At 38.2% G+C, this 26369-nt stretch carries 26 protein-coding genes and 1 riboswitch; of the genes, 23 read left to right on the plus strand and 3 right to left on the minus strand.

The features are described 5' to 3' along the window. Positions 1-29: 29 nt before the first annotated feature. The 21 genes from ACFSFY_RS05520 (at position 30) to ACFSFY_RS05620 (ending at position 22436) form a co-directional block, all read left to right on the plus strand. Positions 30-2414, plus strand: a complete 2385-nt coding sequence (locus tag ACFSFY_RS05520; RefSeq protein WP_381536181.1) for a 3-hydroxyacyl-CoA dehydrogenase/enoyl-CoA hydratase family protein — start codon at positions 30-32, stop codon at positions 2412-2414. Positions 2415-2447: 33 nt separating this feature from the next. Next, a complete protein-coding gene (locus ACFSFY_RS05525) occupies positions 2448-3623 on the plus strand; it encodes an acetyl-CoA C-acetyltransferase (RefSeq protein ID WP_381536182.1) in 1176 nt (391 codons plus the stop codon). A gap of 38 nt (positions 3624-3661) precedes the next feature. After that, positions 3662-5449, plus strand: coding sequence for an acyl-CoA dehydrogenase family protein (locus ACFSFY_RS05530; RefSeq protein WP_381536183.1), 1788 nt, complete (start codon positions 3662-3664; stop codon positions 5447-5449). Positions 5450-6325: 876 nt separating this feature from the next. Continuing rightward, entirely contained in the window at positions 6326-6685 is a 360-nt protein-coding gene (locus ACFSFY_RS05535; protein WP_381536184.1) for an arsenate reductase family protein, read from the plus strand. Between the two features lie 74 nt (positions 6686-6759). Beyond that, entirely contained in the window at positions 6760-7143 is a 384-nt protein-coding gene (gene gcvH, locus ACFSFY_RS05540) for a glycine cleavage system protein GcvH (protein ID WP_381536185.1), read from the plus strand. 74 nt (positions 7144-7217) lie between these two features. After that, entirely contained in the window at positions 7218-7553 is a 336-nt protein-coding gene (locus ACFSFY_RS05545; protein ID WP_381536186.1) for a toprim domain-containing protein, read from the plus strand. A 59-nt stretch (positions 7554-7612) separates the two neighbouring features. Further along, on the plus strand, positions 7613-7912 hold the full coding sequence (locus tag ACFSFY_RS05550; protein ID WP_381536187.1) for a thioredoxin family protein: 300 nt from the start codon (positions 7613-7615) through the stop codon (positions 7910-7912). A 364-nt stretch (positions 7913-8276) separates the two neighbouring features. Then, on the plus strand, positions 8277-9056 hold the full coding sequence (sufC, locus tag ACFSFY_RS05555; RefSeq protein WP_381536188.1) for a Fe-S cluster assembly ATPase SufC: 780 nt from the start codon (positions 8277-8279) through the stop codon (positions 9054-9056). An 18-nt stretch (positions 9057-9074) separates the two neighbouring features. Next, a complete protein-coding gene (gene sufD / locus ACFSFY_RS05560; protein ID WP_381536189.1) occupies positions 9075-10382 on the plus strand; it encodes a Fe-S cluster assembly protein SufD in 1308 nt (435 codons plus the stop codon). Further along, on the plus strand, positions 10382-11611 hold the full coding sequence (locus tag ACFSFY_RS05565; RefSeq protein WP_381536190.1) for a cysteine desulfurase: 1230 nt from the start codon (positions 10382-10384) through the stop codon (positions 11609-11611). Before sufD ends, ACFSFY_RS05565 begins: the two co-directional genes overlap by 1 nt. Next, positions 11601-12038, plus strand: a complete 438-nt coding sequence (gene sufU / locus ACFSFY_RS05570; RefSeq protein ID WP_381536191.1) for a Fe-S cluster assembly sulfur transfer protein SufU — start codon at positions 11601-11603, stop codon at positions 12036-12038. The genes ACFSFY_RS05565 and sufU overlap by 11 nt, the downstream gene beginning before the upstream one ends. 22 nt (positions 12039-12060) lie before the next feature. Next, entirely contained in the window at positions 12061-13458 is a 1398-nt protein-coding gene (gene sufB, locus ACFSFY_RS05575) for a Fe-S cluster assembly protein SufB (protein WP_381536192.1), read from the plus strand. 139 nt (positions 13459-13597) lie between these two features. Then, a complete protein-coding gene (locus tag ACFSFY_RS05580) occupies positions 13598-14422 on the plus strand; it encodes a sulfite exporter TauE/SafE family protein (protein WP_381536193.1) in 825 nt (274 codons plus the stop codon). 3 nt (positions 14423-14425) lie between these two features. Then, the gene (locus ACFSFY_RS05585) at positions 14426-15802 is read left to right on the plus strand and encodes a bifunctional metallophosphatase/5'-nucleotidase (RefSeq protein WP_381536194.1); all 1377 of its coding nucleotides are present in this window, start codon (positions 14426-14428) and stop codon (positions 15800-15802) included. A gap of 41 nt (positions 15803-15843) precedes the next feature. Beyond that, positions 15844-16629 (plus strand): sporulation protein YunB, encoded by a 786-nt coding sequence (gene yunB / locus ACFSFY_RS05590; protein ID WP_381536195.1) that lies wholly within the window; start codon positions 15844-15846, stop codon positions 16627-16629. A 56-nt stretch (positions 16630-16685) separates the two neighbouring features. After that, positions 16686-16865: riboswitch (Lysine riboswitch) on the plus strand. Between the two features lie 134 nt (positions 16866-16999). Continuing rightward, complete coding sequence (locus ACFSFY_RS05595; protein WP_381536196.1) at positions 17000-18586, plus strand: Na+/H+ antiporter NhaC family protein; 1587 nt, start codon at positions 17000-17002, stop codon at positions 18584-18586. A gap of 183 nt (positions 18587-18769) precedes the next feature. Next, on the plus strand, positions 18770-20311 hold the full coding sequence (locus tag ACFSFY_RS05600) for a sodium-dependent transporter (RefSeq protein WP_381536197.1): 1542 nt from the start codon (positions 18770-18772) through the stop codon (positions 20309-20311). Positions 20312-20323: 12 nt separating this feature from the next. Further along, the gene (locus tag ACFSFY_RS05605) at positions 20324-20428 is read left to right on the plus strand and encodes a methionine/alanine import family NSS transporter small subunit (protein ID WP_381536198.1); all 105 of its coding nucleotides are present in this window, start codon (positions 20324-20326) and stop codon (positions 20426-20428) included. A gap of 175 nt (positions 20429-20603) precedes the next feature. Next, positions 20604-21557, plus strand: coding sequence for a lipoyl synthase (gene lipA / locus ACFSFY_RS05610; RefSeq protein ID WP_381536199.1), 954 nt, complete (start codon positions 20604-20606; stop codon positions 21555-21557). A 16-nt stretch (positions 21558-21573) separates the two neighbouring features. Then, positions 21574-21909 (plus strand): YutD family protein, encoded by a 336-nt coding sequence (locus ACFSFY_RS05615; RefSeq protein ID WP_381536200.1) that lies wholly within the window; start codon positions 21574-21576, stop codon positions 21907-21909. 77 nt (positions 21910-21986) lie between these two features. After that, positions 21987-22436: a DUF86 domain-containing protein gene (locus ACFSFY_RS05620; protein WP_381536201.1), complete on the plus strand. Its 450-nt coding sequence runs from the start codon at positions 21987-21989 to the stop codon at positions 22434-22436. 103 nt (positions 22437-22539) lie between these two features. Here ACFSFY_RS05620 and ACFSFY_RS05625 read toward each other — a convergent pair whose 3' ends face one another. Then, entirely contained in the window at positions 22540-22776 is a 237-nt protein-coding gene (locus ACFSFY_RS05625; protein ID WP_381536202.1) for a YuzB family protein, read from the minus strand. A 140-nt stretch (positions 22777-22916) separates the two neighbouring features. On the opposite strand from ACFSFY_RS05625, the gene ACFSFY_RS05630 reads away from it, so the two are divergent. Then, the gene (locus ACFSFY_RS05630) at positions 22917-23984 is read left to right on the plus strand and encodes an NAD(P)/FAD-dependent oxidoreductase (protein ID WP_381536203.1); all 1068 of its coding nucleotides are present in this window, start codon (positions 22917-22919) and stop codon (positions 23982-23984) included. Between the two features lie 225 nt (positions 23985-24209). Here ACFSFY_RS05630 and ACFSFY_RS05635 read toward each other — a convergent pair whose 3' ends face one another. Together ACFSFY_RS05635 and ACFSFY_RS05640 are read right to left on the minus strand one after the other, a co-directional pair. Next, positions 24210-25382 (minus strand): O-antigen ligase family protein, encoded by a 1173-nt coding sequence (locus tag ACFSFY_RS05635; RefSeq protein ID WP_381536204.1) that lies wholly within the window; start codon positions 25380-25382, stop codon positions 24210-24212. A 325-nt stretch (positions 25383-25707) separates the two neighbouring features. Next, positions 25708-26046, minus strand: a complete 339-nt coding sequence (locus tag ACFSFY_RS05640) for a YuzD family protein (RefSeq protein WP_381536205.1) — start codon at positions 26044-26046, stop codon at positions 25708-25710. Positions 26047-26129: 83 nt separating this feature from the next. On the opposite strand from ACFSFY_RS05640, the gene ACFSFY_RS05645 reads away from it, so the two are divergent. Continuing rightward, on the plus strand, positions 26130-26366 hold the full coding sequence (locus tag ACFSFY_RS05645; RefSeq protein WP_381536206.1) for a NifU family protein: 237 nt from the start codon (positions 26130-26132) through the stop codon (positions 26364-26366). Positions 26367-26369: the final 3 nt, after the last annotated feature.

Here is a 26369-nt window from a genome sequence, read left to right on the forward strand (position 1 = left end):
ATTCAAAGAATTTAAGGGAGGCTTTGCATATGACTTATCAAATTAAAAAAGCAGCGGTATTAGGTTCAGGTGTTATGGGTTCAGGTATAGCAGCACATTTGGCTAATATAGGCATTCCGGTACTCCTTCTCGATATCGTTCCTGGGAAGTTAACAGTAGAAGAAGAAGCAAAGGGTCTTACACTTGAAGATAGCCAAATACGTAATAAGTTTGCTCAAGGAGCATTGCAACAAGTACTTAAACATAAACCGGCTCCATTAACAACTAAGAGTAATATTTCCTTAATAGAAGCAGGAAACCTTGAAGATGATCTTGATAAATTAAGTGAAGTGGATTGGATTATTGAAGTTGTTGTTGAGAACCTTGAAATTAAAAAGTCATTATATGAAAAAGTAGATGCAGTGCGTAAACCGGGTACAATAATTAGTTCAAATACATCGGGTATTAGCATTGAAGATATGATAGAAGGACGTACAGAAGATTTCCAAAAGCATTTTCTGGGAACTCATTTCTTTAACCCACCACGCTACTTGAAACTTTTAGAAGTAATTCCAGCAAGCACAACGGCAAAAGAAGTCGTGGACTTTATGATTCAATTTGGCGAAGACAAATTAGGTAAAGGTGTCGTTATTGCAAAAGATACTCCGAACTTTATTGCAAATCGAATTGGTACGTACGGTCTTCTTGTAACGCTTCGTGAGATGGAGAAACGTGGATATTCAATCGGTGAAGTAGATTCGGTAACGGGAACGCTTATTGGACGTCCAAAGTCAGCAACATTCCGTACGCTAGATGTTGTGGGACTTGATACATTCATGCATGTTGCCAAGAATGCTTACGACAAAACAGAAGGCGATGAGCAAAAAGTTTTTGAATTGCCATCCTTCATGAAAAAGATGATTGACAATGGTTGGATAGGTGCAAAAGCGAAACAGGGATTCTATATGAAAAAAGGCAAGGAAATTCTTGAACTCGATTCTGAAACTCTTGAATATGGACCTCAGAAGAAATTGCAAACGCCTTCAATTGAAATGGCGAAGCAACAAAAGGGTCTTGCAAACCGTGTGAAATCACTTGTTTATGCGAACGATCGTACAGGAGAACTTTTGTGGAATATCATAGCACCAACATTGCTTTACTCGGCCGAATTAAATGGTGAAATTTCGGATGATATTGTTGCAATTGACAATGCAATGAAATGGGGCTTCGGCTGGCAGCAAGGACCATTTGAAATATGGGATGCCCTTGGTGTAGAAAAAACAGTTGCGAAGATGAAAGAAGGGGGAGAAAAAATTCCTTCATTCGTACAAAGCTTACTTGATAAAGGCTATGAAACTTTTTATAAAGAAGAAGACAACGAACTTTACTTCTTTAATGGTAAAGAGTATACACTCGTCCCGGTTAATGAAAAATCAATTAATTTGAAGAGCTATAAAAAGAAAAACGGTGTCATCAAAAAGAACTCAGGTGCAAGCTTAATTGATTTAGGAGACGGTGTAGCACTTCTTGAATTCCACTCTCAATCCAATTCAATTGGTCCTGATATTATTCAAATGATCAATTACGCTGTCGATGAAGTTGAAAAGAACTTTAAAGGTCTCGTTATAGGGAACCAGGGTAAAAACTTCTGTGTAGGTGCAAATCTAGGAATGATCCTAATGGAAGCACAAGATGACAATATTTTTGAACTCGATTTCATAATTCGTTCGTTCCAGAACGCAATGATGAAAATAAAGTATTCAACTAAACCAGTTGTTGCAGCACCATTTGGAATGACTCTTGGCGGTGGAGCAGAAGTTTGTCTACCAGCGGCGCATATTCAAGCGGCATCTGAAACGTATATGGGTCTTGTTGAAGTAGGCGTTGGTTTAATTCCAGGCGGTGGCGGAAACGTCGGTCTCTACACGAAACACCTAAAAGGATTGCCAAATGACGTTCATATTGACTATCAATTTATTGCCAATAAAGTCTTTGAATCCATTGCCATGGCAAAAGTTTCAACATCAGGCGATGAGGCAAGGGAAAACAACTTCTTGAACTTTGCAGATGGTGTAAGTATTAATGCGGACCACTTAATATATGATGCGAAACAAGTAGCACTATCATTGTTTGAAAATGGATATAAAGCTCCGAAACATGAAAAGATTCCTGTAACGGGCGATTCGGGTTACGCTACGATGTTGCTAGGTGCAGAAGGCATGAAATTGTCAGGATTTATTAGCGATCACGATTTGAAAATAGCAAAAAAACTTGCTTTTGTATTATCAGGTGGAAAAGTTCCATACGGTACTTTAGTAGATGAGCAATATATGCTTGATTTAGAACGGGAAGCATTCCTAAGCCTTGTGGCAGAGCCGAAATCACAGCAACGTATGCAAAACATGCTTGTAAAAGGTAAACCATTACGCAACTAATATAAAAAGCATATATACGAGGAGGAAAAAAAGATGCGTGAAGCAGTTATAGTAGCTGGTGCACGGACGCCGGTTGGGAAAGCAGGAAGAGGCTCTCTTATTACAGTTCGTCCCGATGATTTAGGAGCGATTGCAATTAAAGAAACGTTGAAAAGAGCTGGAGGATATGATGGTCCAATTGATGATTTAATCATTGGTTGTGCGATGCCTGAAGCTGAGCAAGGAATGAACGTGGCACGAAATATAGGAGCACTTGCTGGACTTCCAGATACAGTGCCAGCCATCACGGTAAATAGATTTTGTTCATCTGGATTGCAGTCTATTGCTTATGCGGCTGAACGAATTATGCTTGGCCACTCACAGGCTATTTTAGCTGGTGGAGTAGAATCTATGAGCATGATACCAATGACGGGAAATACAATTCGTCCAAACTCAATTCTTGCTGAAACAGCACCCCAGTATTATATGGGTATGGGTCATACTGCTGAACAAGTAGCGGTAAAATATGACGTTAGCCGAGAAGATCAAGATGCGTTTGCTGTTCGCTCTCACGAAAAAGCGGGAGCGGCAATTGCGGCAGGAAAATTTGATGATGGAATCGTGCCTGTTGAAGTTGTAAAACGCACTGTTGACGATAAAGGTAAGTATTCGGAAAGTAAATTTATGTTTGAAATGGATGAAGGCGTGAGACACGGTACGAGTATGGAAGGGCTAGCAAGACTTCGTCCGGCTTTTTCGGTAACTGGTAGTGTCACAGCTGGAAACTCTTCACAAACTTCGGATGGTGCTGGAGCAGTTCTTGTTATGGACCGCGAAGTTGCAGAAGCACAAGGATTAAAGCCAATCGCAAAATTTCTTTCTTTTGCAGTTGGAGGCGTTCCGCCAGAAGTAATGGGAATTGGTCCTATTGTTGCGATTCCAAAAGCACTTAAACTTGCGGGCTTAACAATTGAAGACATTGATATATGGGAATTGAATGAAGCATTTGCAGCCCAGTCTCTTCAGGTTATCCGTCACTTAGGTCTAGATATGGATAAAGTAAACGTGAATGGTGGAGCAATTGCGCTAGGTCATCCACTCGGTGCCACAGGTTCAATCCTAACGATTCGTATGATGAGTGAATTAAAACGTCAAGGCAAACAATTTGGCGTCGTAACAATGTGTATTGGCGGAGGAATGGGAGCAGCAGGCGTTTTCGAACTACTATAAGTGAAACGAAACACCATAAATTAAAGGAGGAACAATTGATGACTGAATTAAAAACGAATGAGCTAATAAAAGGCGGAGCATTTTTAATCGAAGACATAGAGGCTGACCGTGTATTTACACCCGAGGATTTTACAGATGAGCAAAAAATGATTGCAAAAACAACAGAGGATTACGTGAAAAACGAAGTTCTTCCAGTTGTTGAAAAGTTAGAAAATCATGAGTTTGATAACTCTGTAAGACTATTGAAATCAGCAGGTAACCTTGGTCTTCTTGGAGCAGATGTTCCTGAAGAGTATGGTGGTCTTGGACTCGATAAAATTTCGTCAGCATTAATCGCTGAAAAAATGTCGGTATCTGGTGGGTTTTCAATTACACATGGTGCCCATGTAGGAATCGGTACTTTACCAATTGTTCTTTTTGGTAACGAAGATCAAAAGAAAAAATATTTACCTAATTCAGTTTCTGGAGACAAGATTTCTGCATACGCATTGACAGAACCAGGTTCGGGTTCCGACGCTTTAGGAGCCAAAACAAATGCAAAACTAAACTCTGACGGTACACACTATGTTCTAAATGGTGAAAAACAATGGATTACAAATGCTGGATTTGCAGATGTGTTCATCGTTTATGCGAAAATAGATGGTGATAAATTCTCAGCATTCATCGTTGAAAAAGAATTCCCAGGAGTTTCTGTTGGTGCTGAAGAGAAGAAAATGGGGATTAAATCTTCATCTACTCGAACGCTTATTTTACAAGACGCACAAGTACCAGTTGAAAACTTATTAGGTGAAATAGGCCGCGGTCATATTATTGCATTTAATATTTTAAATATTGGTCGTTATAAATTAGGAGTAGGAACACTTGGTGGAAGTAAGCGGGCTCTTGAACTTGCAGTAGCCTATACGAATCAGCGTAAACAGTTTAACACGCCAATTTCTTCTTTTAATTTAACAAAAGAAAAGATTTCTACAATGGCTTCTAAACTATTTGCTGCGGAAAGTCTTATTTACCGCACAGTGGGATATTTTGAAGAGCGTAACAATGCGATGACTCCTGAAGAACAGAAAGATGGTAAGGCAATTGCTGCTTCGATTGCGGAATACGCAATTGAATGTTCTATTAACAAAGTTGTAGGATCAGAAGTTCTGGATTATATTGCTGATGAGGCTGTACAGCTTCATGGCGGTTACGGTTTTATGGCTGAATACGAAGTTGAACAAATCTATCGTGACTCTCGTATAAATCGTATTTTTGAAGGAACAAATGAAATCAACCGCCTACTTATCCCAGGAACATTCTTGAAGAAAGCAATGAAAGGCGAGTTACCATTGCTTGAAAAAGCACAAAGCTTACAAGAAGAACTTCTTATGATGATGCCTGAAGAAATTGGCGACGAGGCCCTTGCACAAGAGAAAGTTCTTGTTCAAAATGCCAAGAAAATTGGTCTATTAGCTGCTGGTATGGCAGCGCAGAAGTTTGGTCCAAAACTTGAAGTAGAACAAGAAGTTCTTTCAAATATTGCAGACATTGCCAATAATGTCTTTGCAATGGAATCTGCTCTTCTTCGTACACAAAAAGCGATTGCACGTAGTGGCGAGGAGAAAGCGCAACAAATGATTTTATATACAGAGATTTTCTGTCAAGAAGCATTTGAAGCGATTGAGAAGGATGCAAGAGAGACTCTTCTTGCAACAGCTGATGGCGACAACCAACGTATGATGATTTCTGCTTTACGTAAATTGACACGTTCAACACCTTATAATATTATCTTGAAAAAACGTGAAGCATCTGTGAAAATAATCGATGCAGAAAAATACGTTGTTTAATTAATTTTAATGGTTCTCTGTAAAATGATGTTGGTGAAGAACTTTAGTCTGTTATAATTGAATTCTTTATTTGCTAAAAGACTGCCCAAAAAGTCAGTGGAAACTGGTTTTAGGGCAGTCTTTTTATAAATTTTCAATTATGCAGTTGCTTTCCGTTCCAGGCGGACGCGTTCTGGAGGGCGGGCGGTGGACCAACCTGTTTGCTTCGCAACCATTGGTTGTTTCACCTGTCCCGCTGATCCTCCCAGAGTCGCCGCCTTGCACTCCAAGCAACTTAGATTGCACATTGAAATAGAGTGATTTATACAGAAGAAATTTTCTTAACGTTTTTTTACTTGTTCTTATATAACTTGAAACAAAAGGAGAAACTACTCGTGACAAAATAGTCTTTAATACCTTAGAACCCTGATTAGATTGGAAATGCCTATTATAACCGGATTGTCCGCCAACATTTTCTATACAGAACAGTCTCTAAACGGTGGCCGAATAGTGGTAGTATTTACATTCAACTTATATTCACCACGTTTTAGCGTATTGGAGTGCAGACCGGCGACTCCAATGGGATCAGCGTGACAGTCGAGACCCCACAGGAGCGCGGTTTTCGCGACGAGGAGGCTCGACGCACGCCCCATGGAACGCGTCCGGTCGGAACGGAAATCAGCGGATAGCAGGACTTTTCAGTTCAATATATATTTATAAAAAAATGGTGTTAGAGAAATTCCATCTCTTTCTCTTGTTTAGTTTGAGAAAGGATAATTTTCACTAATGTCATGTATTGCGCTACCAATTTAATATGAAAAATGGAAACATCCGAGTGCCATAGGGTATTCGGATGTTTCTTTTGTTATACTAAGTACAAATGGAGGTGATCTAATTATGAAGCTTACATATTACGGTTATCCTAAATGCGGTACATGTAGAAAAGCAGAGAAATGGCTTGAGACAGAAAAGCTTGATTTTGTTAAGGTAAATATTGCAGAAGCTCCTCCATCAGAAGAGCAGCTTCGTGAAATACTTTTATTTTCAGGCTTGGAACTTAAAAAGTTATTCAATACAAGTGGAATGAAGTACCGCGAACTGAATCTTAAAGAAAAACTTCCTACTATGACAGAGGATGAGAAACTACAAATTCTATCATCTGACGGTATGCTTATTAAACGCCCAATTGTCGTCGGTAATGGAAAAGCTACTGTTGGATTTAAAGAAGAAAACTTTGAAAACGTATGGAACAACTAGTGTCCCGTCTTGTATTATTTGTCTTTGTATGTCAAAATTAAATAGAATGAATATATCTAATGGAGGTTTTCAATATGAGTACACCAACTGGATTAAAGTATTCCGATGAGCATGAATGGGTAAAAGAAGAGAATGGTAACTACCGTATTGGTATTACGCACTTTGCACAATCTGAACTAGGTGATATTGTCTTTGTTGAACTTCCAGAAGTTGGAGATGAAATTAAAGCAGACGAGCCTTTTGGTAGTGTTGAATCCGTAAAAACGGTTTCTGAACTTTATGCTCCAATTAGTGGAAAAGTAGTAGAAATGAATGCAGAGTTGGAAGATAGCCCTGAATTCGTTAACGAATCCCCATACGAAAAAGCATGGATGATTGTTGTTGAGCCTTCTAATGTATCTGAGGTAGATGCTCTAATGTCTGCAGAAGACTATGACAAAATGACATCTGGTGAATAATGAAAAGTGAAAACGCCGTTTTTATGTACGGCGTTTTTTTCTCGGTTTAAATAAAACTCCGGGGAGGAATTATTTTGTATGAAGGAAAGTTACTGATTGTTGAAGGCGGATCGGATCGAAAGAGACTCATACCTATTTTGGCGGAACCGGTAAAAATTATTTGTACGAATGGTACGATCAGTTCGTATGAACTTGAGGAAATGCTCACGCCATATGAGGACTGGGAGCTATTTGTTTTTGTGGATGCAGATGAGTCAGGTGAGAAAATCCGTGCTTTATTTAAGAGGGAATTTCCTTTGGCAAAACATATATATACTGAAAAAGTATATAAACAAGTTGAAACAACGCCAAACGATGTATTAATAGAGAACTTACTGAAAGCGAATTTTAAAGTGCATAGGAACTTTTAAAATTCATTCATCTGAAGGACAACTATTATTATTATTATTATTATTAAAGGATTGATTGAATGGAAAACTGGTCACGACAAAAATGGGAGGATATAGCCACGGAATCTCCTATAAGTGTTTTTTATTTATACACCCCTATGTGTGGAACTTGCGCAGTTGCTTCTAAAATGTTGGAAGTGATTTCTGTTATGAAGCCCGATTTACCTATGGGGAAGGCTGATTTGAATTATATTCAAGATGTTGCGGTGGATTATGAAATTGAGAGTGTACCATGCTTATTAATAGCAAAAGATGGAGTAATAGAACACAAAATATATGCATTTCAATCAGTTCCGGATTTACTGGAGCTTATTAGTTAACTTAGTGAATTTTTCATCTTTGATTATATACATTGAAGGATGGCAAAACTACTGAATACCATGCTCCAAATCAATAAATAGAGACTTGTTTAGGAAACAGAACTTATGTAAAAGTAATTGAATACTTATTTTTATAGTCGGTACGCCATGTGCCGACTATTTGTTATTCTCATTAGCAAGTAGGCAATTGAAAATAACTAATGTTGTTTCAAGTGCATACCAGTAAGTCTCTACTTCATGCTAATTCATAGAAAACCAATGTTACTCAAAGATTTGCAAGAGGAAGCTATTTGGGTTAAGATTAGAATGATACTAAATAAAGAATGGATATCCATTCGTAACTTAACATATTGGAGGTAAAGGAATGTCTACTTTAGTAATTAAAGACCTTCACGTTGAAATTGAAGGCAAGGAAATATTGAAAGGCGTCGATTTGACGATCAATACAAATGAGATCCATGCAATTATGGGTCCGAACGGTACAGGAAAATCAACTCTCGCGCAAGCGATTATGGGGCACCCGAGATATAAAGTAACTTCAGGGACAATTACACTTGATGGTGAAGATGTACTTGAAATGGAAGTTGACGAACGTGCGAAAGCAGGGATTTTCCTTGCAATGCAATACCCAAGTGAAGTTACAGGCGTTACAAATGCAGACTTCTTACGTTCAGCTGTCAATGCAAAACGTGACGAAGGTGATGAAATTCCATTAATGAAATTCATTCGTGAACTTGATACTAAAATGGAAACACTTGAGATGCATGAAGATATGGCAACACGTTATTTGAATGAAGGATTCTCAGGTGGAGAGAAAAAACGTAACGAAATTCTTCAACTTATGATGTTGAAGCCTCAATTCGCTGTGCTTGATGAAATTGACTCAGGTCTAGACATTGACGCACTTAAAGTAGTTGCAAAAGGAATTAATGAAATGCGCGGAGAAGGTTTTGGATGCCTAATCATTACGCATTACCAACGTCTTCTTGACTACATTAAACCAGATCACGTCCACGTAATGATTCAAGGTAAAGTCGTTCAATCAGGTGGCGCGGAATTAGCGCATAAACTTGAAGCACAAGGATATGACTGGCTTCATGAGGAACTTGGCATTGAAGCAGAAACTGTAGAGCAGGAAGCATAAGAAAGGGGACAATTCAAAATGACGGTTGAAACAAAATTGGCATTAACCGAACAGGATGTTCGTTCCTTTTCAAAGAAGATGAATGAAGCAGAGTGGATGACGGATTTCCGTGCAGACGCATTTGCGAAAGTGGAACAGCTTCCTATGCCGAAACCAGATAAAACAAGAATTGATCGTTGGAACTTTACAGAATTTCCTATCCATGCGGTAGAAAGTTCTGTTTACAAGTCACTAGATGAACTTCCAGAAGAGGCGCGTGCACTATTTGACGCAGATCGTCAGGGAAGTATATACATTCAACATAATAATACGCCTGCATATCTTTCATTGTCTGAAGACTTGAAAGCAAAAGGTGTTATTTTAACAGATATCTTCACAGCGACACGCGAACACGCTGACCTTGTGAAGAAATATTATATGACCGATGGCGTAAAAGTAGACGAACATAAATTAACTGCATTAAACGCAGCGTTTATGAACGGTGGATTATTTGTGTATGTCCCGAAAAACGTTGTTGTGGAAGAACCAATTCAAGCGCTATTCCTTCATGACAATGAAGAAGCTTCTATCTTTAACCATGTGATTGTTGTTGCGGAAGCGAACAGCTCACTAACATACATTGAAAACTACATGTCGACTGTGTCAGAAGCCAAAGGACAAGCAAATATTGTATCAGAAGTATTCACAGGTGCTAATGCACAAGTGAATTATGGTGCTGTTGATATGCTTCCAACCGGATTCACTACATTCGTCAGTCGTCGTGGTGTTACAGGTCGAGATAGTCGCTTGAACTGGGCGCTCGGACTTATGAATGACAGCGATACAATTGCAGAGAATATTACACACCTAGTAGGAGACGGTTCCCATTCTGATATGAAGACTGTTGTTGTAGGACGCGGAAAGCAACGTCAAAACTTTACGACAGAAATCATCAGCTTTGGTAAAAATACGAACGGTATGATTTTGAAACACGCTGTTGTTAAAGATGAGTCAACTGTAATCTTTAATGGTATCGGTAAAATAGTAAAAGGCGCAACAGGATCGAATGCGGAGCAAGAGTCACGTATGCTTATTTTGAGTCCACGCGCACGTGCAGACGCGAACCCTGTTTTACTCATTGCAGAGGACGAAGTGACAGCTGGTCACGCAGCTTCTGTTGGCCGGGTAGATCCGCTTGAAATGTTCTATATAATGAGTCGAGGGATTTCAAAAGAAGAAGCAGAACGCCTGATCATTCACGGATTCCTTGCACCAGTCGTCGCTGAGTTAAAAGTCGAAGGTGTGAAGAAACTGTTGACGGAGGTTATCGAAAGGAAAGTGCGCTAATGCTTAACAAAGACATACGCAAACATTTTCCAATTCTAGGTCAAGAAATAAACGGGCATCCGCTCGTTTATCTTGATAGTGCTGCAACTTCTCAAAAACCAACGCAAGTGATAGATGCGATTAGCGACTATTACAAGTTTGATAATTCAAATGTCCACCGCGGGGTTCACACACTTGGAAATCGCGCGACAGAAGCTTATGAAGGTGCACGCGATAAAGTGCGTACATTTATTAATGCGAAGTCGAGAGAAGAAATTATATTTACTCGTGGAACAACAACAGCGTTAAACATTGTGGCACAGAGTTATGGTCGTGCGAATGTCGATGAAGGAGACGAAATCGTCATTACGTACATGGAGCATCATTCTAATATTATTCCATGGCAGCAACTGGCTAAAGAAAAAGGCGCTGTTCTAAAATACGTGGAACTTGAAGACGATGGGACACTATCACTCGATAAAGTGCGTGAAGTTGTAACGGATCGGACGAAAATCGTTTCGATTATGCATGTTTCTAACGTTCTTGGAACAATTAACCCGATTAAAGAAATTACAGAAATCGCGCATGCACACGGTGCTGTCATGGTTGTAGATGGTGCGCAAGCTGCCCCTCATCTTAAAGTGGATGTAGAGAGTCTTAACTGTGATTTCTATGCGTTTTCAGGACATAAGATGGCTGGCCCTACAGGGATTGGTGTACTCTACGGGAAAAAAGGTTTGTTGAATGCTATGGAACCCGTTGAGTTCGGGGGAGAGATGATCGATTTCGTTGGCCTTTATGAATCGACATGGAAAGAACTTCCATGGAAATTTGAAGGTGGAACACCGATTATCGCAGGTGCAGTTGGCCTCGGTGCGGCAATCGATTATCTTGAAGAAATTGGGCTCGACAATATTGAACGTCATGAACATCAACTTGCTGCTTACGCACTAGAACGCTTTGCGAAAATTGATGGACTTACAGTGTATGGTCCACTGGATGCCGATAAGCGTGCAGGTGTGATCACGTTTAATGTTGAAGGTGTTCATCCGCATGACCTTGCAACAGTTTTAGATATGCATGGAATTGCTGTAAGGGCCGGACACCATTGTGCACAGCCACTTATGAAATGGCTTGATGTATCTGCCACAGCGCGCGCTAGCTTCTATGTATACAATACAGAAGAAGATGTTGATCGCCTCGTGGACGGACTCCAAATAGCAAAGGAGTATTTCAACGATGACAACTAGAAATCTTGACCAACTTTATCGTACGGTCATTATGGATCATTATAAATCACCGAAGAATAAAGGTGTGCTTGAAGAGAGTAGTGTCACCGTCGACATGAATAATCCGACGTGTGGCGACGTGATTCATTTAACAATGCAAGTTGTAGATGACACGGTTCAAAATGCGAAGTTTGAAGGGGAAGGTTGTTCGATTTCTATGGCATCTGCGTCAATGATGACACAGTTGATTATAGGGAAAACCGTCGAAGAAGCACTCGTCCTTTCCAAAACAATATCGAATATTATGCTGAGCAAAGAATATGACGACTCCATCGATTTAGGGGATATTGAGGCGCTTTCTGGCGTTGCTAAATTTCCGGCCCGGATTAAGTGTGCAACACTTGCATGGAAGGCGATGGAACAAGGAGTCGGAAAAGACTCCGAGTAACTCTATAGAAGGAGGAATAGTAATGGCTAAAAAACTGCCTGAAATGGGCGAATACGAACATGGTTTTAATGATGGAGATATCTCTGTATTCCGTTCGGAACGTGGACTTACACGTGAAATCGTAGAAGAGATTTCTGGAATGAAAAGCGAACCACAATGGATGTTAGACTACCGTCTAAAATCATTGGAAATGTTTTATAAAATGCCAACACCACAATGGGGTGGCGATCTTAACTCGCTAAACTTCGATGAGATTACGTACTATGTAAAAGCATCTGAAGGTACTGAACGCTCATGGGATGAAGTACCAGAAGAAATCAAGCGTACATTTGATAAACTTGGAATTCCAGCAGCAGAACAAAAATATCTAGCAGGAGTTTCTGCACAGTACGAGTCTGAAGTTGTTTATCACAACATGAAACAAGAATTAGTAGATATGGGAATTATCTTTAAAGATACGGATTCTGCGCTTAAAGAAGACGAGGAATTATTCAGAAAGTACTTTGGTACTGTGATTCCGAACTCAGACAATAAGTTCGCGGCATTGAACTCAGCTGTTTGGTCAGGTGGATCATTCATATACGTGCCACCAGGTATCAAAGTAGACTCACCTCTACAAGCCTATTTCCGCATCAACTCGGAAAATATGGGACAGTTTGAGCGTACGCTTATCATTGTCGACGAAGGCGCAAGTGTCCATTACGTTGAAGGATGTACAGCACCTGTATTCACAACAAGCTCACTTCACAGTGCGGTTGTTGAAATCATAGTCAAGGAAAATGGATATTGCCGTTACACAACAATCCAAAACTGGGCAAACAACGTTTATAACCTCGTTACAAAACGTGCAGTTGTTGACGCGCACGGTACGATGGAATGGATTGATGGAAATATCGGTTCGAAATTGACGATGAAATACCCAGCGATTTTACTTCGTGGAGAATATGCACGTGGTATGACATTGTCAATTGCAATTTCTGGAAAAGGACAACACCAGGATGCGGGTGCGAAAATGATGCACTTAGCTCCAAATACGTCTTCCACAATTGTTTCTAAATCGATTTCTCAAAACGGTGGTAAAGGAACATACCGTGGAATGGTTCACTTCGGACGTAATGCAGATGGCGCTAGTTCAAGAGTAGAGTGTGACGCGTTACTAATGGATGATATCTCAATATCGGATACAATTCCTTACAACGAAATTCTAAATAACAACATTTCACTTGAGCATGAAGCAAGTGTTTCTAAAGTTTCAGAAGAACAGCTCTTCTACTTGATGAGCCGTGGTGTTCCTGAATTAGAAGCAATTGAAATGATTGTTCTTGGCTTCATCGAGCCATTTACGAAAGAACTTCCGATGGAATATGCAGTAGAAATGAACCGTCTCATTAAGTTTGAAATGGAAGGTTCTATTGGTTAATTATTAACAAGAAAGCCGGCCCTTGTGGCTGGCTTTTCTGTTTACATAGAAAAAGTCTTGAATTGAGTGAAAAGCTTAAGATGAAATTCCTTCATATGTTAGTATGATTAGAGTATTACTTTATCGAAGGAGAATGTTTATGGAATTTATATTATTAGCGATAATTGGACTGTTATCTGGTGTAGTTGGTGCACTTGTGGGACTTGGCGGAGGTATTATACTTGTTCCTGCGACTATTTTTGTAGGTATTACTTTGGGATTGATTGACGGAATTACTCCTCAAAGTGTTGTAGGATTATCTGTCGTTATGATGGTTTTCGTAGGGCTAGGGTCGACTCTTAGTTATATGAAAATAAAAACAATTGACTATCGCAGTAGTATTATTTTTTTTATAGGTAGTATTCCTGGAACTCTATTAGGCGCTTATGTAAATAAAGGGCTTGAAATTAAATCATTTAATCTTTATTTTGGTATTTTACTTATATTTTTAGCAACACTACTTCTTGTTCGGAAATATTTGAAACCTATTTATTGGTTTAGAAACCACGGAAAAACGCGTACGTTTACAGATAAGATGGGTGAAACATATACATTTGGATATCCTATATGGTTCGCTCTGCTATTAACATTTGGAATTGGTTTTGCGTCTGGATTATTTGGTATTGGTGGAGGTTCAATAATTGTTCCAGCAATGATATTGTTATTCCTATTTCCACCACATGTTGCGGTTGGAACCTCTATGTTCATGGTCTTTTTATCAGCGATTGTCAATTCAATCACGCATATATCCCTTGGTAATGTTCCGTGGCTTTATACAATACCAGTGGTTCCGGCAGCATATATTGGTGCGAAACTAGGGGCTAAACTCAATCAGAAAATGAAGTCTGAAACGCTAGTTGTTGCATTACGGATCGTTTTGCTATTATTGGGTATCCGGTCAATTATAGAAGGTTTAATGGGGTGAAAAATGAAACAGTCGATAGAAACAATTCATTTATATCATACAAATGATATTCACAGTCATTTTGAAAACTGGCCTCGCATCAGTCAATTTCTAAAAGAGCGTCGTACGCATCACAAGGTAACTGGAGAAGCGTGTTATGTATTTGATGTTGGTGATCACGTAGACCGTTCACATCCATTTACCGAAGGCACAGAAGGTAAGGGGAATGTGATACTGCTTAATGAGGCGAACTATGATGCTGTGACAATTGGTAATAATGAAGGCATTACGATGTCGAAAAATGCATTAGCTTCATTATATGATGATGCAGAATTCGATGTCATTTTAGCGAACCTGTTTGATGAGGATGGGAGCCAACCTGATTGGGCTGTTCCATATCAAATATATACTACTGATAGAGGTACAAAAATTGGTGTAATTGCCGCTACTGCTGAGTATAAAGAGTTTTATAATAAACTAGGTTGGAAAATTAAAGAACCTCGAACAGAGCTGAAACGAATTGCAGAAAAGTTAGTGGAGAAAACAGATATACTTATTTGTCTATCTCATATGGGTCTTCCTCAAGACGAACTACTTGCTGCAGAATGCAGTGCGTTCAATGTTATTTTCGGAGCGCATACACATCATTTGTTTGAGGAAGGAAAACTCATTGGTAATACACTGCTTGCAGCAACAGGGAAGTTTGGTGCATTTACAGGGCATGTGTCGATTCAGATGGATACAGATGCAAAAGAAGTTGTAGAATTAAGTGCAGAGGTATATGCAACAGATTCATTGCCAGTTTCTGAGCATGTAAATCAGAAGATACAGTTGCTTATGGAAGCGGGCATTGAAACGATGGAAGATCCAATATTTTATAATCCAACAGTAATGCCGAAAAACCTATTCGGCCCCAGTGCACTAGCTGAATTTTTTGGAGAAGCATTGTTAGCACATACTGGGGCAGATTGTGCACTGTTTAATTCTGGAATATTTCTGGAAGATTTAAATGAGGGGTGGGTAACGAAAAGGGATTTACATTCAATGCTTCCCCATCCGATTAATCCATGTAAAATAACGCTTACTGGGGCTGAACTAGAAGAAATATATAAATTATCACTTAATAAAGAATGGCCTTATATTAAAATAAAAGGCCTTGGTTTTCGTGGCGATTTAATGGGTGCAATGCTCTACGAAGAAATTAAAATGGATAAGAATGGTCAAGTATTTATTGGGCATCATCCAATTCAAGTAAAGAAAGAATATACGCTTGCTACGCTAGATATGTTTACATTCGGATTTTTTTTCCCTTCATTAAAACATGCTGAAAAAGAGTATTATATGCCCGAATTAATTAGAGATGTGGTCTCTTCTTTTGGAAAACGACTGGTTAAAGAATAAACGACTCCCTCCTGACATAAACTATTCCAGGAGGAGTCGTTTTGAAATTTCACGGGCAAGTTAAGCGAAGGCCACGACGAAGGCTTAGAAAGCGAAAGATGATCCCGCTCCTAATTCCTGCGATTCTATTTGCCATTGTTTTTTTTCTATATTTCGTCAATATGAAATTGACACCGATTTATATGGATTTTGCAGAAATGCAAACCGAAAAAATAGCCTCCCAAGTCATAAGTAGTGCTATTAACTCAAGGGTAGCAAATGTCCTAGATGTAAACGATATTATAGTCAATATTCCGCCAAGTGAATCGGGTGGAATTGTGGGAGCGAAATTTAATACCGAAATAATAAATCGTGTTTTGGCGGAAATACAAATACTGGTACAACAACATCTCGATCAAGCTGAATCAGGTAATGTAGATTTGTTGCCGCCATCGGGTGAAATAGACTATGATCCACAAGCTATGGAAGATCGAGGTGGAATTGTCTTTTTGATACCCATGGGGCAAGCAATTGGAATACCGCTTCTTGGGAATTTAGGACCCAAAATACCAATTCGTTTGCATGTCATTGGAGAAGTTCAAGCAACACCGGAAACTACGATTAAGGAATTCGGAATTAATAATGCTTCGATTGAAGTAAATGTTTTGCTGGTTGTAAATGTGCAAATTATTGTACCTTTTGCAACGAAAAATACTATTGTGAAGACTAAGGTTCCTATTGCTGCAGGATTGTTCAAAGGGGATGTTCCACCAATCTACAATAAAGGTGCTGATGGAATAACACCGCAGATTGAAATACCCTTTAAGTTGCCAGAAGATAAGGAATAAATGTTTAGTTGAAACTGGTTCAAATTATTGATAGTCTAAGACAGTATTCATTATATCGATTGGGTAGAGGCTGCATTGCTTATTAGTCACACACGTGAGATTGACCTTGATGACCGTGTGTAAAAGGAAGCATTGCCGAAGTTTTGCGAATCTGTCAAATTCGCTAGACTGGGGTTATTCCAAACAGGAATAACACTGTCATACGCTATTTTAGCGCGTGATGAGCTACAAGTCGTACGTTAGATAAACATTATTTATCCAACTGACGAAACGTAGATAGAGCTGACATCCCTTCACTTGTAATAAGTGTGAGTGGATGTCAGTTTTTTTGCTCATTGAGGTCTCATCCCAACGACCTGGAGGTTTTAAAATGGAAGGAACATGGGTATCAATTTTACCACCGGTACTTGCAATTGTAATGGTCTTGATTACAAGAAAGGTTTTACTATCGCTTGGAATAGGGATTGTTTCAGCTGCTTTACTTACAGCATCATTTGCACCAGTTCAATCTGCAGTGAATTTTTGGAAAGCGATTACGGTCTCTTTTTGGGACGATGGTGCAATAAATACATATTCCATTTTTATAATGCTCTTCATATTGCTACTTGGAATAATTACTGCTTTTGTTAGTTTATCTGGAGGTAGCCGAGCATTTGCAGAATGGGCAGCAGTGCGTATTAAAACGAAAAGAGGGGCTAAGTTATTAACGGTCTTTCTTGGAATGATATTGTTTGTTGATGATTACTTCAATGCACTTGCAGTTGGTCAAATATCACGTCCAATTACAGATAGTCACAAAATATCTCGTGCGAAATTGGCCTATTTTATCGACTCGACTTCTGCTCCTATATGTGTCATCTCACCAATTTCGAGTTGGGGGGCATATTTAATTGGCCAACTTGCAATTATATTGGCAAGTGCTGCGACAATTAGCTATTCACCGTTATCAGCTTTCATAATGATGGCGCCGATGAATTTCTATGTTATCACGACACTAGTTTTGGTCATTTTTCTAGCATGGACAGACATCGATCTATTTGAAATGAAGAAACATGAACAACTCGCAATGGAAACAGGTCAGCTATATGATCCAGATAAAGAGATTCCGGGTCAATTACAAGAAGATTTTCCCGAACATGAATCTGGACGTGTTAGAGATTTAATACTACCGATTGCAACGCTTGTAGTATCTGTCTTAGTAATGATGATTTGGACCGGTTACTTGGAAAGTATGGCAAGTTTGGGCTCGGCAACCATATGGTCGATCTTTGAGAATACTAATGTTCCACTTTCGCTGCTGACAGGAGGCCTTGTTGGTACACTTGTTGCGGTTGGTTTATACATGAGTCAAATGAAGTATAATTCAACAGCGAGCATCACTTGGATGGGGCGCGCACTTAAAAGTGGTTTAAAAGCAATGTTTCCTGCAGTTTCAATATTAATATTAGCATGGGCACTTACGGATTTAATTGCTGTGTTGGAAACGGGCGTATATTTGTCAGAACTTGTTGAAAAAATGAATGTTCCTATTGCTTTTCTTCCAGTAATTATGTTTGTATTTGCGGGACTTATGGCTTTTTCTACAGGAACTTCATGGGGATCATTTGGTATCTTACTACCAATAGCGGGAGAAATAATGATTGAGGCAGCTCCTGAAATGTTGTTACCTGCACTTGCGGCAGTTCTTGCTGGTGCAGTGTTTGGTGATCATTGCTCACCGATTTCCGATACTACTATACTTTCCTCAACTGGTGCCGGATGTAACCACATTGACCATGTCGCAACGCAATTACCATATGCTCTAATAAGTGCAGGAATTGCAGCGATTGGATATATTGTCTTGGGTCTTACCGGTTCTATATGGTTCGGATTGATAGCAATTATTATTATACTTATTGCTTTCCTCACTACGTTAATCATTCGAAACGATAAGAGAGAAGCATTAGTACATCAATGAATATATGAGTAAAGAAGCTATTCAAATGAGTAGCTTCTTTATTTTTGTATACTAATTATGTGAATAAAATATGTTTTGACAATAGTCTGATAGAAGATTATACTTATCTTGTGTGTAGTTGGACTCGTTCGGAAAAGTGGAAAAAACTGAACAATATTTTGTATAAGAAAAGGGGGAAGTTATATGGCGCAACGTTCTCAATGGGGAACACGATCTGGTTTTATTATGGCAGCTGTAGGTTCTGCGGTTGGACTCGGTAACATTTGGCGCTTTCCGTACGTAGCGTACGAAAACGGTGGTGGAGCATTCTTTATACCATATTTATTCGCACTTTTAACTGCAGGAATACCGATTTTAATCATGGAATTTACAATGGGTCATAAGTACCGCGGTTCTGCTGCACTTTCATTTTTTAGAATGGGAGGAAAGAAAGCTGAGTGGCTTGGGTGGTGGGGAATTTTTGTATCCTTTGTTATTGCAACCTACTACGCAGTAATCATTGCTTGGGCGATGAAGTACACAGTCTATTCGTTTAATCTTGCTTGGGGTTCAGATACTGGGGCTTTCCTATTTGGGGATGTTCTGAATTTAGCTGAAACACCTGGTCAAGCTGGTGGATTTGTTCTTGGTGTTCTCTTCCCATTATTGCTTGTTTGGGCAATCGCTTTTGTTATTTTGATTGCAGGGGTCCAAAGGGGTATTGAATTGGCAAACAGAATATTCATACCAACTTTAGTTGTTGTGTTTTTGATGGTTGTTATCCGGGCGGTTACATTGGATGGAGCTTTACTTGGTCTTGACGCATTCTTTAAACCGGATTTATCAAAGCTCATGAATCCTCAGGTATGGGTGGCCGCCTATGGGCATATATTTTTTAGTTTATCAATCGCTTTTGCAATAATGATAACGTATTCAAGCTATTTACCTAAGAAATCGGATATTACAAATAACGCATTCATCACTGGATTTGCAAATTCAGGATTTGAGTTACTTGCGGGTATTGGAGTTTTCTCTGCACTTGGGTTTATGGCGACACAAGCGAACGTTCCAGTAGCAGAAGTAGCAACAGCGGGAGTAGGTCTAGCCTTTGTTGTGTTTCCGCAAATTATTAATGAAATGCCAGGTTTTAATGGTATTTTCGGGGCTTTATTCTTCCTATCACTTGTGCTTGCTGGACTGACGTCTCTTGTTTCGATTTGTGAAACATTTATAGCAGGTGTATCGGATAAGTTTGATATTTCCCGTAGAAGATCTGTAGTCATTAGTGTTGGAATCGCAACTTTAATTTCAACATTATTTGCAACACGTGGCGGACTTTTCTTCCTAGATGCTGCTGATTACTTCATAAACCAATTTGGAGTTGCAGCAATTGGACTAGTCGAGGTTGTGTTAATCGCATGGGCGTTTAAGAAACTGGACGTATTCAAAAAACATGCAAATGCTGTTTCAGACATCCAAATCGGTACTTGGTGGAAGGTATGCCTTGGCGTAATTACACCGTTAGTTCTTGGTTATATGATGTTTGGTCTTTTGAAAATCAACATATTAAAACAACATACAGATTCTGATGGAAAGATTATAGGTAACTATGAAGGCTATTCAGATGGATTTATCTGGGCCAGTGGTTGGTCCGTCGCAATCTTTGCGATAGTCATGGCTATTATCTTTACGTTGTTTAAGTGGAAAAAGAATACACATGAAACTACTGATTATGAAAATGACTAAGGAGGATTCGATATGAGTGCTGGAGCGATCGTAATGATGGTAATAGGAATCCTCATTATCTGGGGAGGTCTTGGAGCAAGTATTGCGCATGCCGTGAAGAAAGAAAGAAGCCGATAAGTAGTGCAAGCACCCAAAAAAAGCAAACCGGGTGCTTGCTTTTTTATAGAAATACAATCGATCTTTTCCTTATGCCATTCACACTCTGGGTTGTTTGCGGAATATATATATGATACATTAGCTATAGTATGAGAACTGAAAAATCACTATATATGTTACAACAGCTCAAGTGGAAATGGAGTCGATTGTTGTGTCTTGTAGACCAGAAACAGGAAATAAAAACGAACATATTAAAAAACCAGATTGGTTAAAAATTAAATTGAATACGAACGAAAACTATACGGGTCTTAAGAAAATGATGCGAGAACAAAATTTAAATACAGTTTGTGAAGAGGCTCGTTGCCCAAATATTCATGAATGTTGGGGAGAGCGCCGTACAGCAACATTTATGATCCTAGGTGCTGTCTGTACTCGCGCTTGCCGCTTTTGCGCTGTCAAGACGGGATTGCCTAACGAACTTGATACAGCTGAACCAGAACGTGTTGCAGACTCTGTAGCTCTTATGAACTTAAAGCACGCTGTTGTTACTGCAGTAGCACGAGATGATCAGAAGGACGGCGGTTCCGCTATTTTTGCTGAAACCATTCGTGCTATTCGTAGAAAAAACCCTTTTACTACTGTAGAAGTACTCCCATCTGATATGGGAGGCGTATATGAAAATCTGGAGCGTTTAATGGATGCAAAACCAGATATTCTAAATCATAATATCGAAACAGTTCGTCGGTTAACACCAAGAGTTCGAGCTCGTGCTACTTATGATCGTTCTCTTGAATTATTGCTTCGTGCCAAGAATATGCAACCTGATATTCCGACAAAGTCTTCTTTAATGTTGGGTCTGGGTGAAACTTATGAAGAAATTATTGAAACAATGGACGATCTTCGTGCGCATAAAGTGGATATTATGACTATCGGACAATACTTACAACCATCTAAAAAGCATTTAAAAGTATTGAAATATTATTCACCACAAGAATTTGGTGAGTTGAGAAAGATTGCTATGTCTAAAGGATTCTCTCACTGTGAAGCAGGTCCACTTGTTCGTTCAAGCTATCATGCAGATGAACAAGTAAATGCAGCTGCCAAGGAAAGACAGCGTCAAGGGGAATTAGAAATAGCACTGCAAAGTTGAGTGGCGGTGAAATTGAATGGTAACTCTAGAAAATTGGGAATATGAAATTATTACAAATTTCCGTGAAGGTTTTGAAGAAGAAGCATTGCATGCACGTTATAGCGATGTTTTACTTAAATATGACTATATACTTGGTGATTGGGGTTATGGTCAGCTCCGTTTAAAAGGTTTTTTTGAAGACCTAAATCAAAAGGCCACGTATGAAACGAAAATTGGAACGCTTCAGGACTATTTATATGAATACTGTAACTTTGGTTGTGCCTATTTTGTATTGAAAAAAGTGGGACGAATTACAGAAGAAGTCGTTATACCTGAAGAAGCAGAAACTACAGCACCGCTTGAAGATCAATAAGATCTCCAAGCGGTTTTTTCATTGCTCATTATTATGGTATTATAAAGATAAAATGTAAATGCTATGGAGGGAATTATATGTATTTTATTGATCGTACTAAAGTAAATGAAACTCTTGAACATATGGAGGAATTATTGGCGCTGTATGGAGAAACGAAGGAATGGACAGGGAATTTAATGGATTCTTTGGCTCTTGCAAGACTTGCTCATGTTATAGTGGAATCAATTATTGATGTTGGAAATACAATGATTGATGGGTTTATCATGCGTGATCCAGGTGGTTACGAAGACATCATTGACATAATGGATGATGAACAAGTGATTTCAAAGGAAATGTCTGAACCACTCAAACGTGTAATCGGCTTACGCAAGATGATTGTTAGAGATTTTAATAATGTCGATGTAAATTTAATTGAATCAATATTAAGCGGCTCTATGGACGCGCTTTCTGAATTTCCTGGAAAAGTTCGTTATTATCTTGAAAATGAACTTGGCCCTTTCTCAGCATTTTTACCAGAAGTTGAATAAATGAAAATTACTCTGAATTTACATTAAGATACTATTCCAAACAAAAAAGCTTTTCGCCATAAAACATGCGAAAAGCTTTTTTGTTTGGATACGGAAAGATTTATTAAAAAAGTGGATTATCTTCTATAAATTGATAAATGCGCTCCGTGAGTTCCTCGGGTGTGTCTGCTTGAACGACTTCACCATTTACAATAGCGTATAAAGACTCGGCACATTTGGTACAATAACTCAAACAGCCATATTCAAGGACATCAAGGTTCGGATCGCGATCCAGTGTTTCAAAAGTTTTGTATGAACCACTTGCAAGATTACTTATGCAAAATTCAACTATTGGATTCACGGAAATCACCTCGCTTACATTAAAATCTTACTCTTTTTTCCTACAATCGTCAATTCACGAGACTTATTGTGAAACATGTCACAAACTGATATAATTAAAGATGAGAAATTAACGGATTTTATGTAGTAAAGGAGATAATTATGAAAAAACTTGTCTTATTAGGTGCGGGGTACGGAAATATGCGTATTTTATTGCGTCTTTTAACAAAAGATTTACCAACAGATGTTGAGATTACACTCATCGATAGAACCCCTTTTCATAGTGTGAAAACAGAGTTTTATGCACTTGCAGTTGGAACTGTATCGGATTCTGTAGTGCGGGTAGCACTTCCTGTACATGATCAGTTAAAAGTGATCGGTGGGGAAATTATTGAAATTAATACCGATGAAAAATGTATATTTCTTGACGATGGTCAACAAGTTCCATATGACGATCTTGTAATTGGCCTTGGTTGTGAAGATAATTATCACGATGTATTAGGTGCTGCCGAAAATACTTATAGTATTCAAACAATAGGTAAGTCCCGCATTACATATGAAAAGCTTCTAGGTTTGGGCGGTGGGGCTACTGTTGGAATTATTGGTGCAGGACTTAGTGGAATTGAGCTTGCCAGCGAATTACGAGAGAGTAGACCCGACTTAAACATTAAATTGTTTGATCGCAGTCCCCGAATACTAAGGGATTTCCCGGAGAGACTTAGTAATTACGTGAAGGGATGGTTTGACGATCATAATGTTGATGTCGTATCCAACTCGAATATAACAAAAGTAGAACCAAACTTATTATACAATCATGAAGAAACAATACCCGTAGATGCTGTTGTATGGACTGCTGGAATTCGTCCTGTCGCTCCAGTTCAAAATATGAAAGCAGAGAAAGATAATTCCGGTCGTGTTGTTTTGAATAAGCATCACCAGCTTCCGGATTATTCAGATGTATATGTAGTAGGGGATTGTGCTTCATTACCATATGCTCCAAGTGCCCAAGTTGCGGAAGAACAAGCTGAACAGATTGTGACTATTCTTAGACTTGTTTGGAACAATGAACCACTTCCAGAAACAATGCCTGAGATAAAACTTAAAGGCTTTCTAGGTTCACTTGGTAAGAAACAAGGGTTTGCATATCTTGGAGATAGAACTGTCACAGGACGAATCGCTCGTTTGTTGAAATCCGGAGTACTTTGGATGTATAAATGGCATAACGGTTAATAACCTCTGACAAAGTTATACAGGAAAACAATAAATTTGCCGTGTCGCCGTAATGGTTTTCAATCCTTATGGTGGCATTTCTTTATATACATGTTTAGAAATATGTCCGTTGTCATTATCTAAACATCGTTTAGAAACAATAAGTTGATAAATGCCCGAATACATTCGTCAACTTAGATTTTTATTTATGAACGAAATTGACTAGCTTACGATTATCTACATTCGCTATTTTTTTATGAAGTTGTTTGAAGAAATTAGCAAACCAAGCTCACACCAAATTATCACACTTGCTAAATTACCGAGGGAGAAAAATGCACTTTCAAACAGGCAATACACAAGCCAACTTGAAAAAGTTGCAAAAGCAATAGATTTCAATTTATAGTTGTTGATTTTAGAAATTTGAACAAATAAAACTATAATAAATATACACATCCCCACTATTCCGAATAAACCAGATTTAATGAAGAAACTAATATAAGAGTTATCAAACGTAATTACTCCTAAGTCAGCAGCTAATATACCAATACCGTTTCCGAAAAACAGTTCAGTTCCTTGCAAGCTATTAATTAAAGTCATCCAGTTCGATATTCGATTACTTAATAAGACATCTAAATTGTCCGTGTCGACATTCGTATTACCTAATATTATAAGTACAATTACAATAACAGAAGTAAAAGTTATGATATTAAAAGTTTGATTTCTTGATATAAACAGTAAGGTGTAGACCCCAACCCAAACAAATAGCGAATACATAGCTGTCCTACTATCGGAAAGTATTAATATATACATAAAAGGAATTAACATAATTATATATTTGAACATTGATTTTAAATCTGTTTTATTTATTAAATATCTAGTTAGTATGATAATTAGTATGATGTAACAGAAGAGTCCAAGAGAGTTTGGATTGATAAAGGAAAAAACATACCTTATTCTTGAGGTAGATGGATCGATATAGTATTTTTCTGTAAATCCAATTAGAGATAAAACAACAGAAATCAAAATTGAAAATCCTAGGACAGATATCCAGACTTTAGATAACTTTAAATACAAATCGAATCGATTTATATTAATAGGTATTAATAAGAATGAAAAGATTCCAAGTAGAGCATAGCTTATGAATAGTGAAAATCCGTTTAATTCGCTACCGTTTATAATAAACATTGATGGCATCAACATAAATAACCATATAAGCATAGTAAATGTAACAATAAAGTTTGGAGAATCAATTTTATTTTTAGATTTTAAGCCTGTAATTAACAAAAGAAGAGTTACGGCAACGAAACTTATTAATTTTAGTGAATAAAAAATAGAAATATAAGGCGTTTGGATGAATGAAAAGATATTAATAATTCCAATAAGGAATATGCACACCATTGTAATATTTTTTTCTTTCAATTTTAGACCACCTCATATTTTTCTTAATTAATATACTATACTAGTCAATTCAGAAAACATAATGTTTTATAATTTAATCTATAACTTTAAGATGTTTTTCTGACTAGAACCAGGCAATGAATGGACATATGATCTTGTTAAAATGATTAACCCTTCGTTTTTAAGTTTTTTAATTAAATACAGGACTTGATTTTTGGGTATTTATTATAAAATTAAAAAACACCATATAATTTATTACAAATCGTTTTTCAGGTATTTGAATAAATGGCTTAATGGATAAAAAAATATGTAATCGCAAGTTACTTGCGATTACATACTTTTTCTCTTAATTTGTACTACTGTCTGATAGATAACCTTGTTTTTCAAATTCGGAGAAGATAGGCTTAAGTGATATGTGACCTTCCCCAATCATTTTACCGTCAATCATAACGAGGGGAAAGAAGTATTCATCATCCAGTATTTGCTGCGCGATGCCTTTTTTTCTTTCGTCCTCGATAGTAGATTCAATATCAATATATTCTATAGTAAAGGGTTGATTGGGATATTTCCTTCCAATTGCGGCTTGCAACCAGTCGTATGTGTCTTTTGAAGAAGGTGAGTTCACACAACTTGCACAAATGATATCTGCACCATAAATTTCTACTAAAACTTTGTTTCTATTCATTTAAATATCTCCTTTCGTTTACAAAGATGGATTTTTTCTTGTTTCCAGTTTATAATTACTATTAAAGAAAGGGGTCGAAAATAATGACAGATGAAATGATGAACGAACCAGTACAAGAGGTACTAAATAAATTACGTCCATTTTTACTTCGCGATGGAGGCGACTGTGAACTCGTTGATATTGAAGATGGAATTGTAAAACTTCGTCTTCTTGGAGCATGTGGAACATGTCCAAGTTCTACTATCACTCTAAAAGCAGGAATTGAACGTGCACTTCTTGAAGAAGTTCCAGGCGTTGTAGAAGTAGAACAAGTTTTCTAAGTA

Source organism: Sporosarcina siberiensis (assembly GCF_042681925.1).
GTDB lineage: Bacteria > Bacillota > Bacilli > Bacillales_A > Planococcaceae > Sporosarcina > Sporosarcina siberiensis.

Excerpts from the sequence above, each read along its gene's own strand:
- sufD (WP_381536189.1), top strand. The coding sequence starts at position 9,075 with ATGACGGTTGAAACAAAATTGGCATTAACCGAACAGGATGTTCGTTCC.
- gcvH (WP_381536185.1), top strand. The coding sequence starts at position 6,760 with ATGAGTACACCAACTGGATTAAAGTATTCCGATGAGCATGAATGGGTA.
- ACFSFY_RS05630 (WP_381536203.1), top strand. The coding sequence starts at position 22,917 with ATGAAAAAACTTGTCTTATTAGGTGCGGGGTACGGAAATATGCGTATT.
- ACFSFY_RS05585 (WP_381536194.1), top strand. The coding sequence starts at position 14,426 with ATGAAACAGTCGATAGAAACAATTCATTTATATCATACAAATGATATT.
- ACFSFY_RS05640 (WP_381536205.1), bottom strand. The coding sequence starts at position 26,046 with ATGAATAGAAACAAAGTTTTAGTAGAAATTTATGGTGCAGATATCATT.
- ACFSFY_RS05605 (WP_381536198.1), top strand. The coding sequence starts at position 20,324 with ATGAGTGCTGGAGCGATCGTAATGATGGTAATAGGAATCCTCATTATC.
- sufB (WP_381536192.1), top strand. The coding sequence starts at position 12,061 with ATGGCTAAAAAACTGCCTGAAATGGGCGAATACGAACATGGTTTTAAT.
- ACFSFY_RS05620 (WP_381536201.1), top strand. The coding sequence starts at position 21,987 with ATGTATTTTATTGATCGTACTAAAGTAAATGAAACTCTTGAACATATG.
- ACFSFY_RS05595 (WP_381536196.1), top strand. The coding sequence starts at position 17,000 with ATGGAAGGAACATGGGTATCAATTTTACCACCGGTACTTGCAATTGTA.
- ACFSFY_RS05645 (WP_381536206.1), top strand. The coding sequence starts at position 26,130 with ATGACAGATGAAATGATGAACGAACCAGTACAAGAGGTACTAAATAAA.
- ACFSFY_RS05535 (WP_381536184.1), top strand. The coding sequence starts at position 6,326 with ATGAAGCTTACATATTACGGTTATCCTAAATGCGGTACATGTAGAAAA.
- ACFSFY_RS05615 (WP_381536200.1), top strand. The coding sequence starts at position 21,574 with ATGGTAACTCTAGAAAATTGGGAATATGAAATTATTACAAATTTCCGT.
- ACFSFY_RS05550 (WP_381536187.1), top strand. The coding sequence starts at position 7,613 with ATGGAAAACTGGTCACGACAAAAATGGGAGGATATAGCCACGGAATCT.
- ACFSFY_RS05580 (WP_381536193.1), top strand. The coding sequence starts at position 13,598 with ATGGAATTTATATTATTAGCGATAATTGGACTGTTATCTGGTGTAGTT.
- ACFSFY_RS05600 (WP_381536197.1), top strand. The coding sequence starts at position 18,770 with ATGGCGCAACGTTCTCAATGGGGAACACGATCTGGTTTTATTATGGCA.
- ACFSFY_RS05525 (WP_381536182.1), top strand. The coding sequence starts at position 2,448 with ATGCGTGAAGCAGTTATAGTAGCTGGTGCACGGACGCCGGTTGGGAAA.
- sufU (WP_381536191.1), top strand. The coding sequence starts at position 11,601 with ATGACAACTAGAAATCTTGACCAACTTTATCGTACGGTCATTATGGAT.
- lipA (WP_381536199.1), top strand. The coding sequence starts at position 20,604 with ATGGAGTCGATTGTTGTGTCTTGTAGACCAGAAACAGGAAATAAAAAC.
- sufC (WP_381536188.1), top strand. The coding sequence starts at position 8,277 with ATGTCTACTTTAGTAATTAAAGACCTTCACGTTGAAATTGAAGGCAAG.
- ACFSFY_RS05565 (WP_381536190.1), top strand. The coding sequence starts at position 10,382 with ATGCTTAACAAAGACATACGCAAACATTTTCCAATTCTAGGTCAAGAA.
- ACFSFY_RS05530 (WP_381536183.1), top strand. The coding sequence starts at position 3,662 with ATGACTGAATTAAAAACGAATGAGCTAATAAAAGGCGGAGCATTTTTA.
- ACFSFY_RS05520 (WP_381536181.1), top strand. The coding sequence starts at position 30 with ATGACTTATCAAATTAAAAAAGCAGCGGTATTAGGTTCAGGTGTTATG.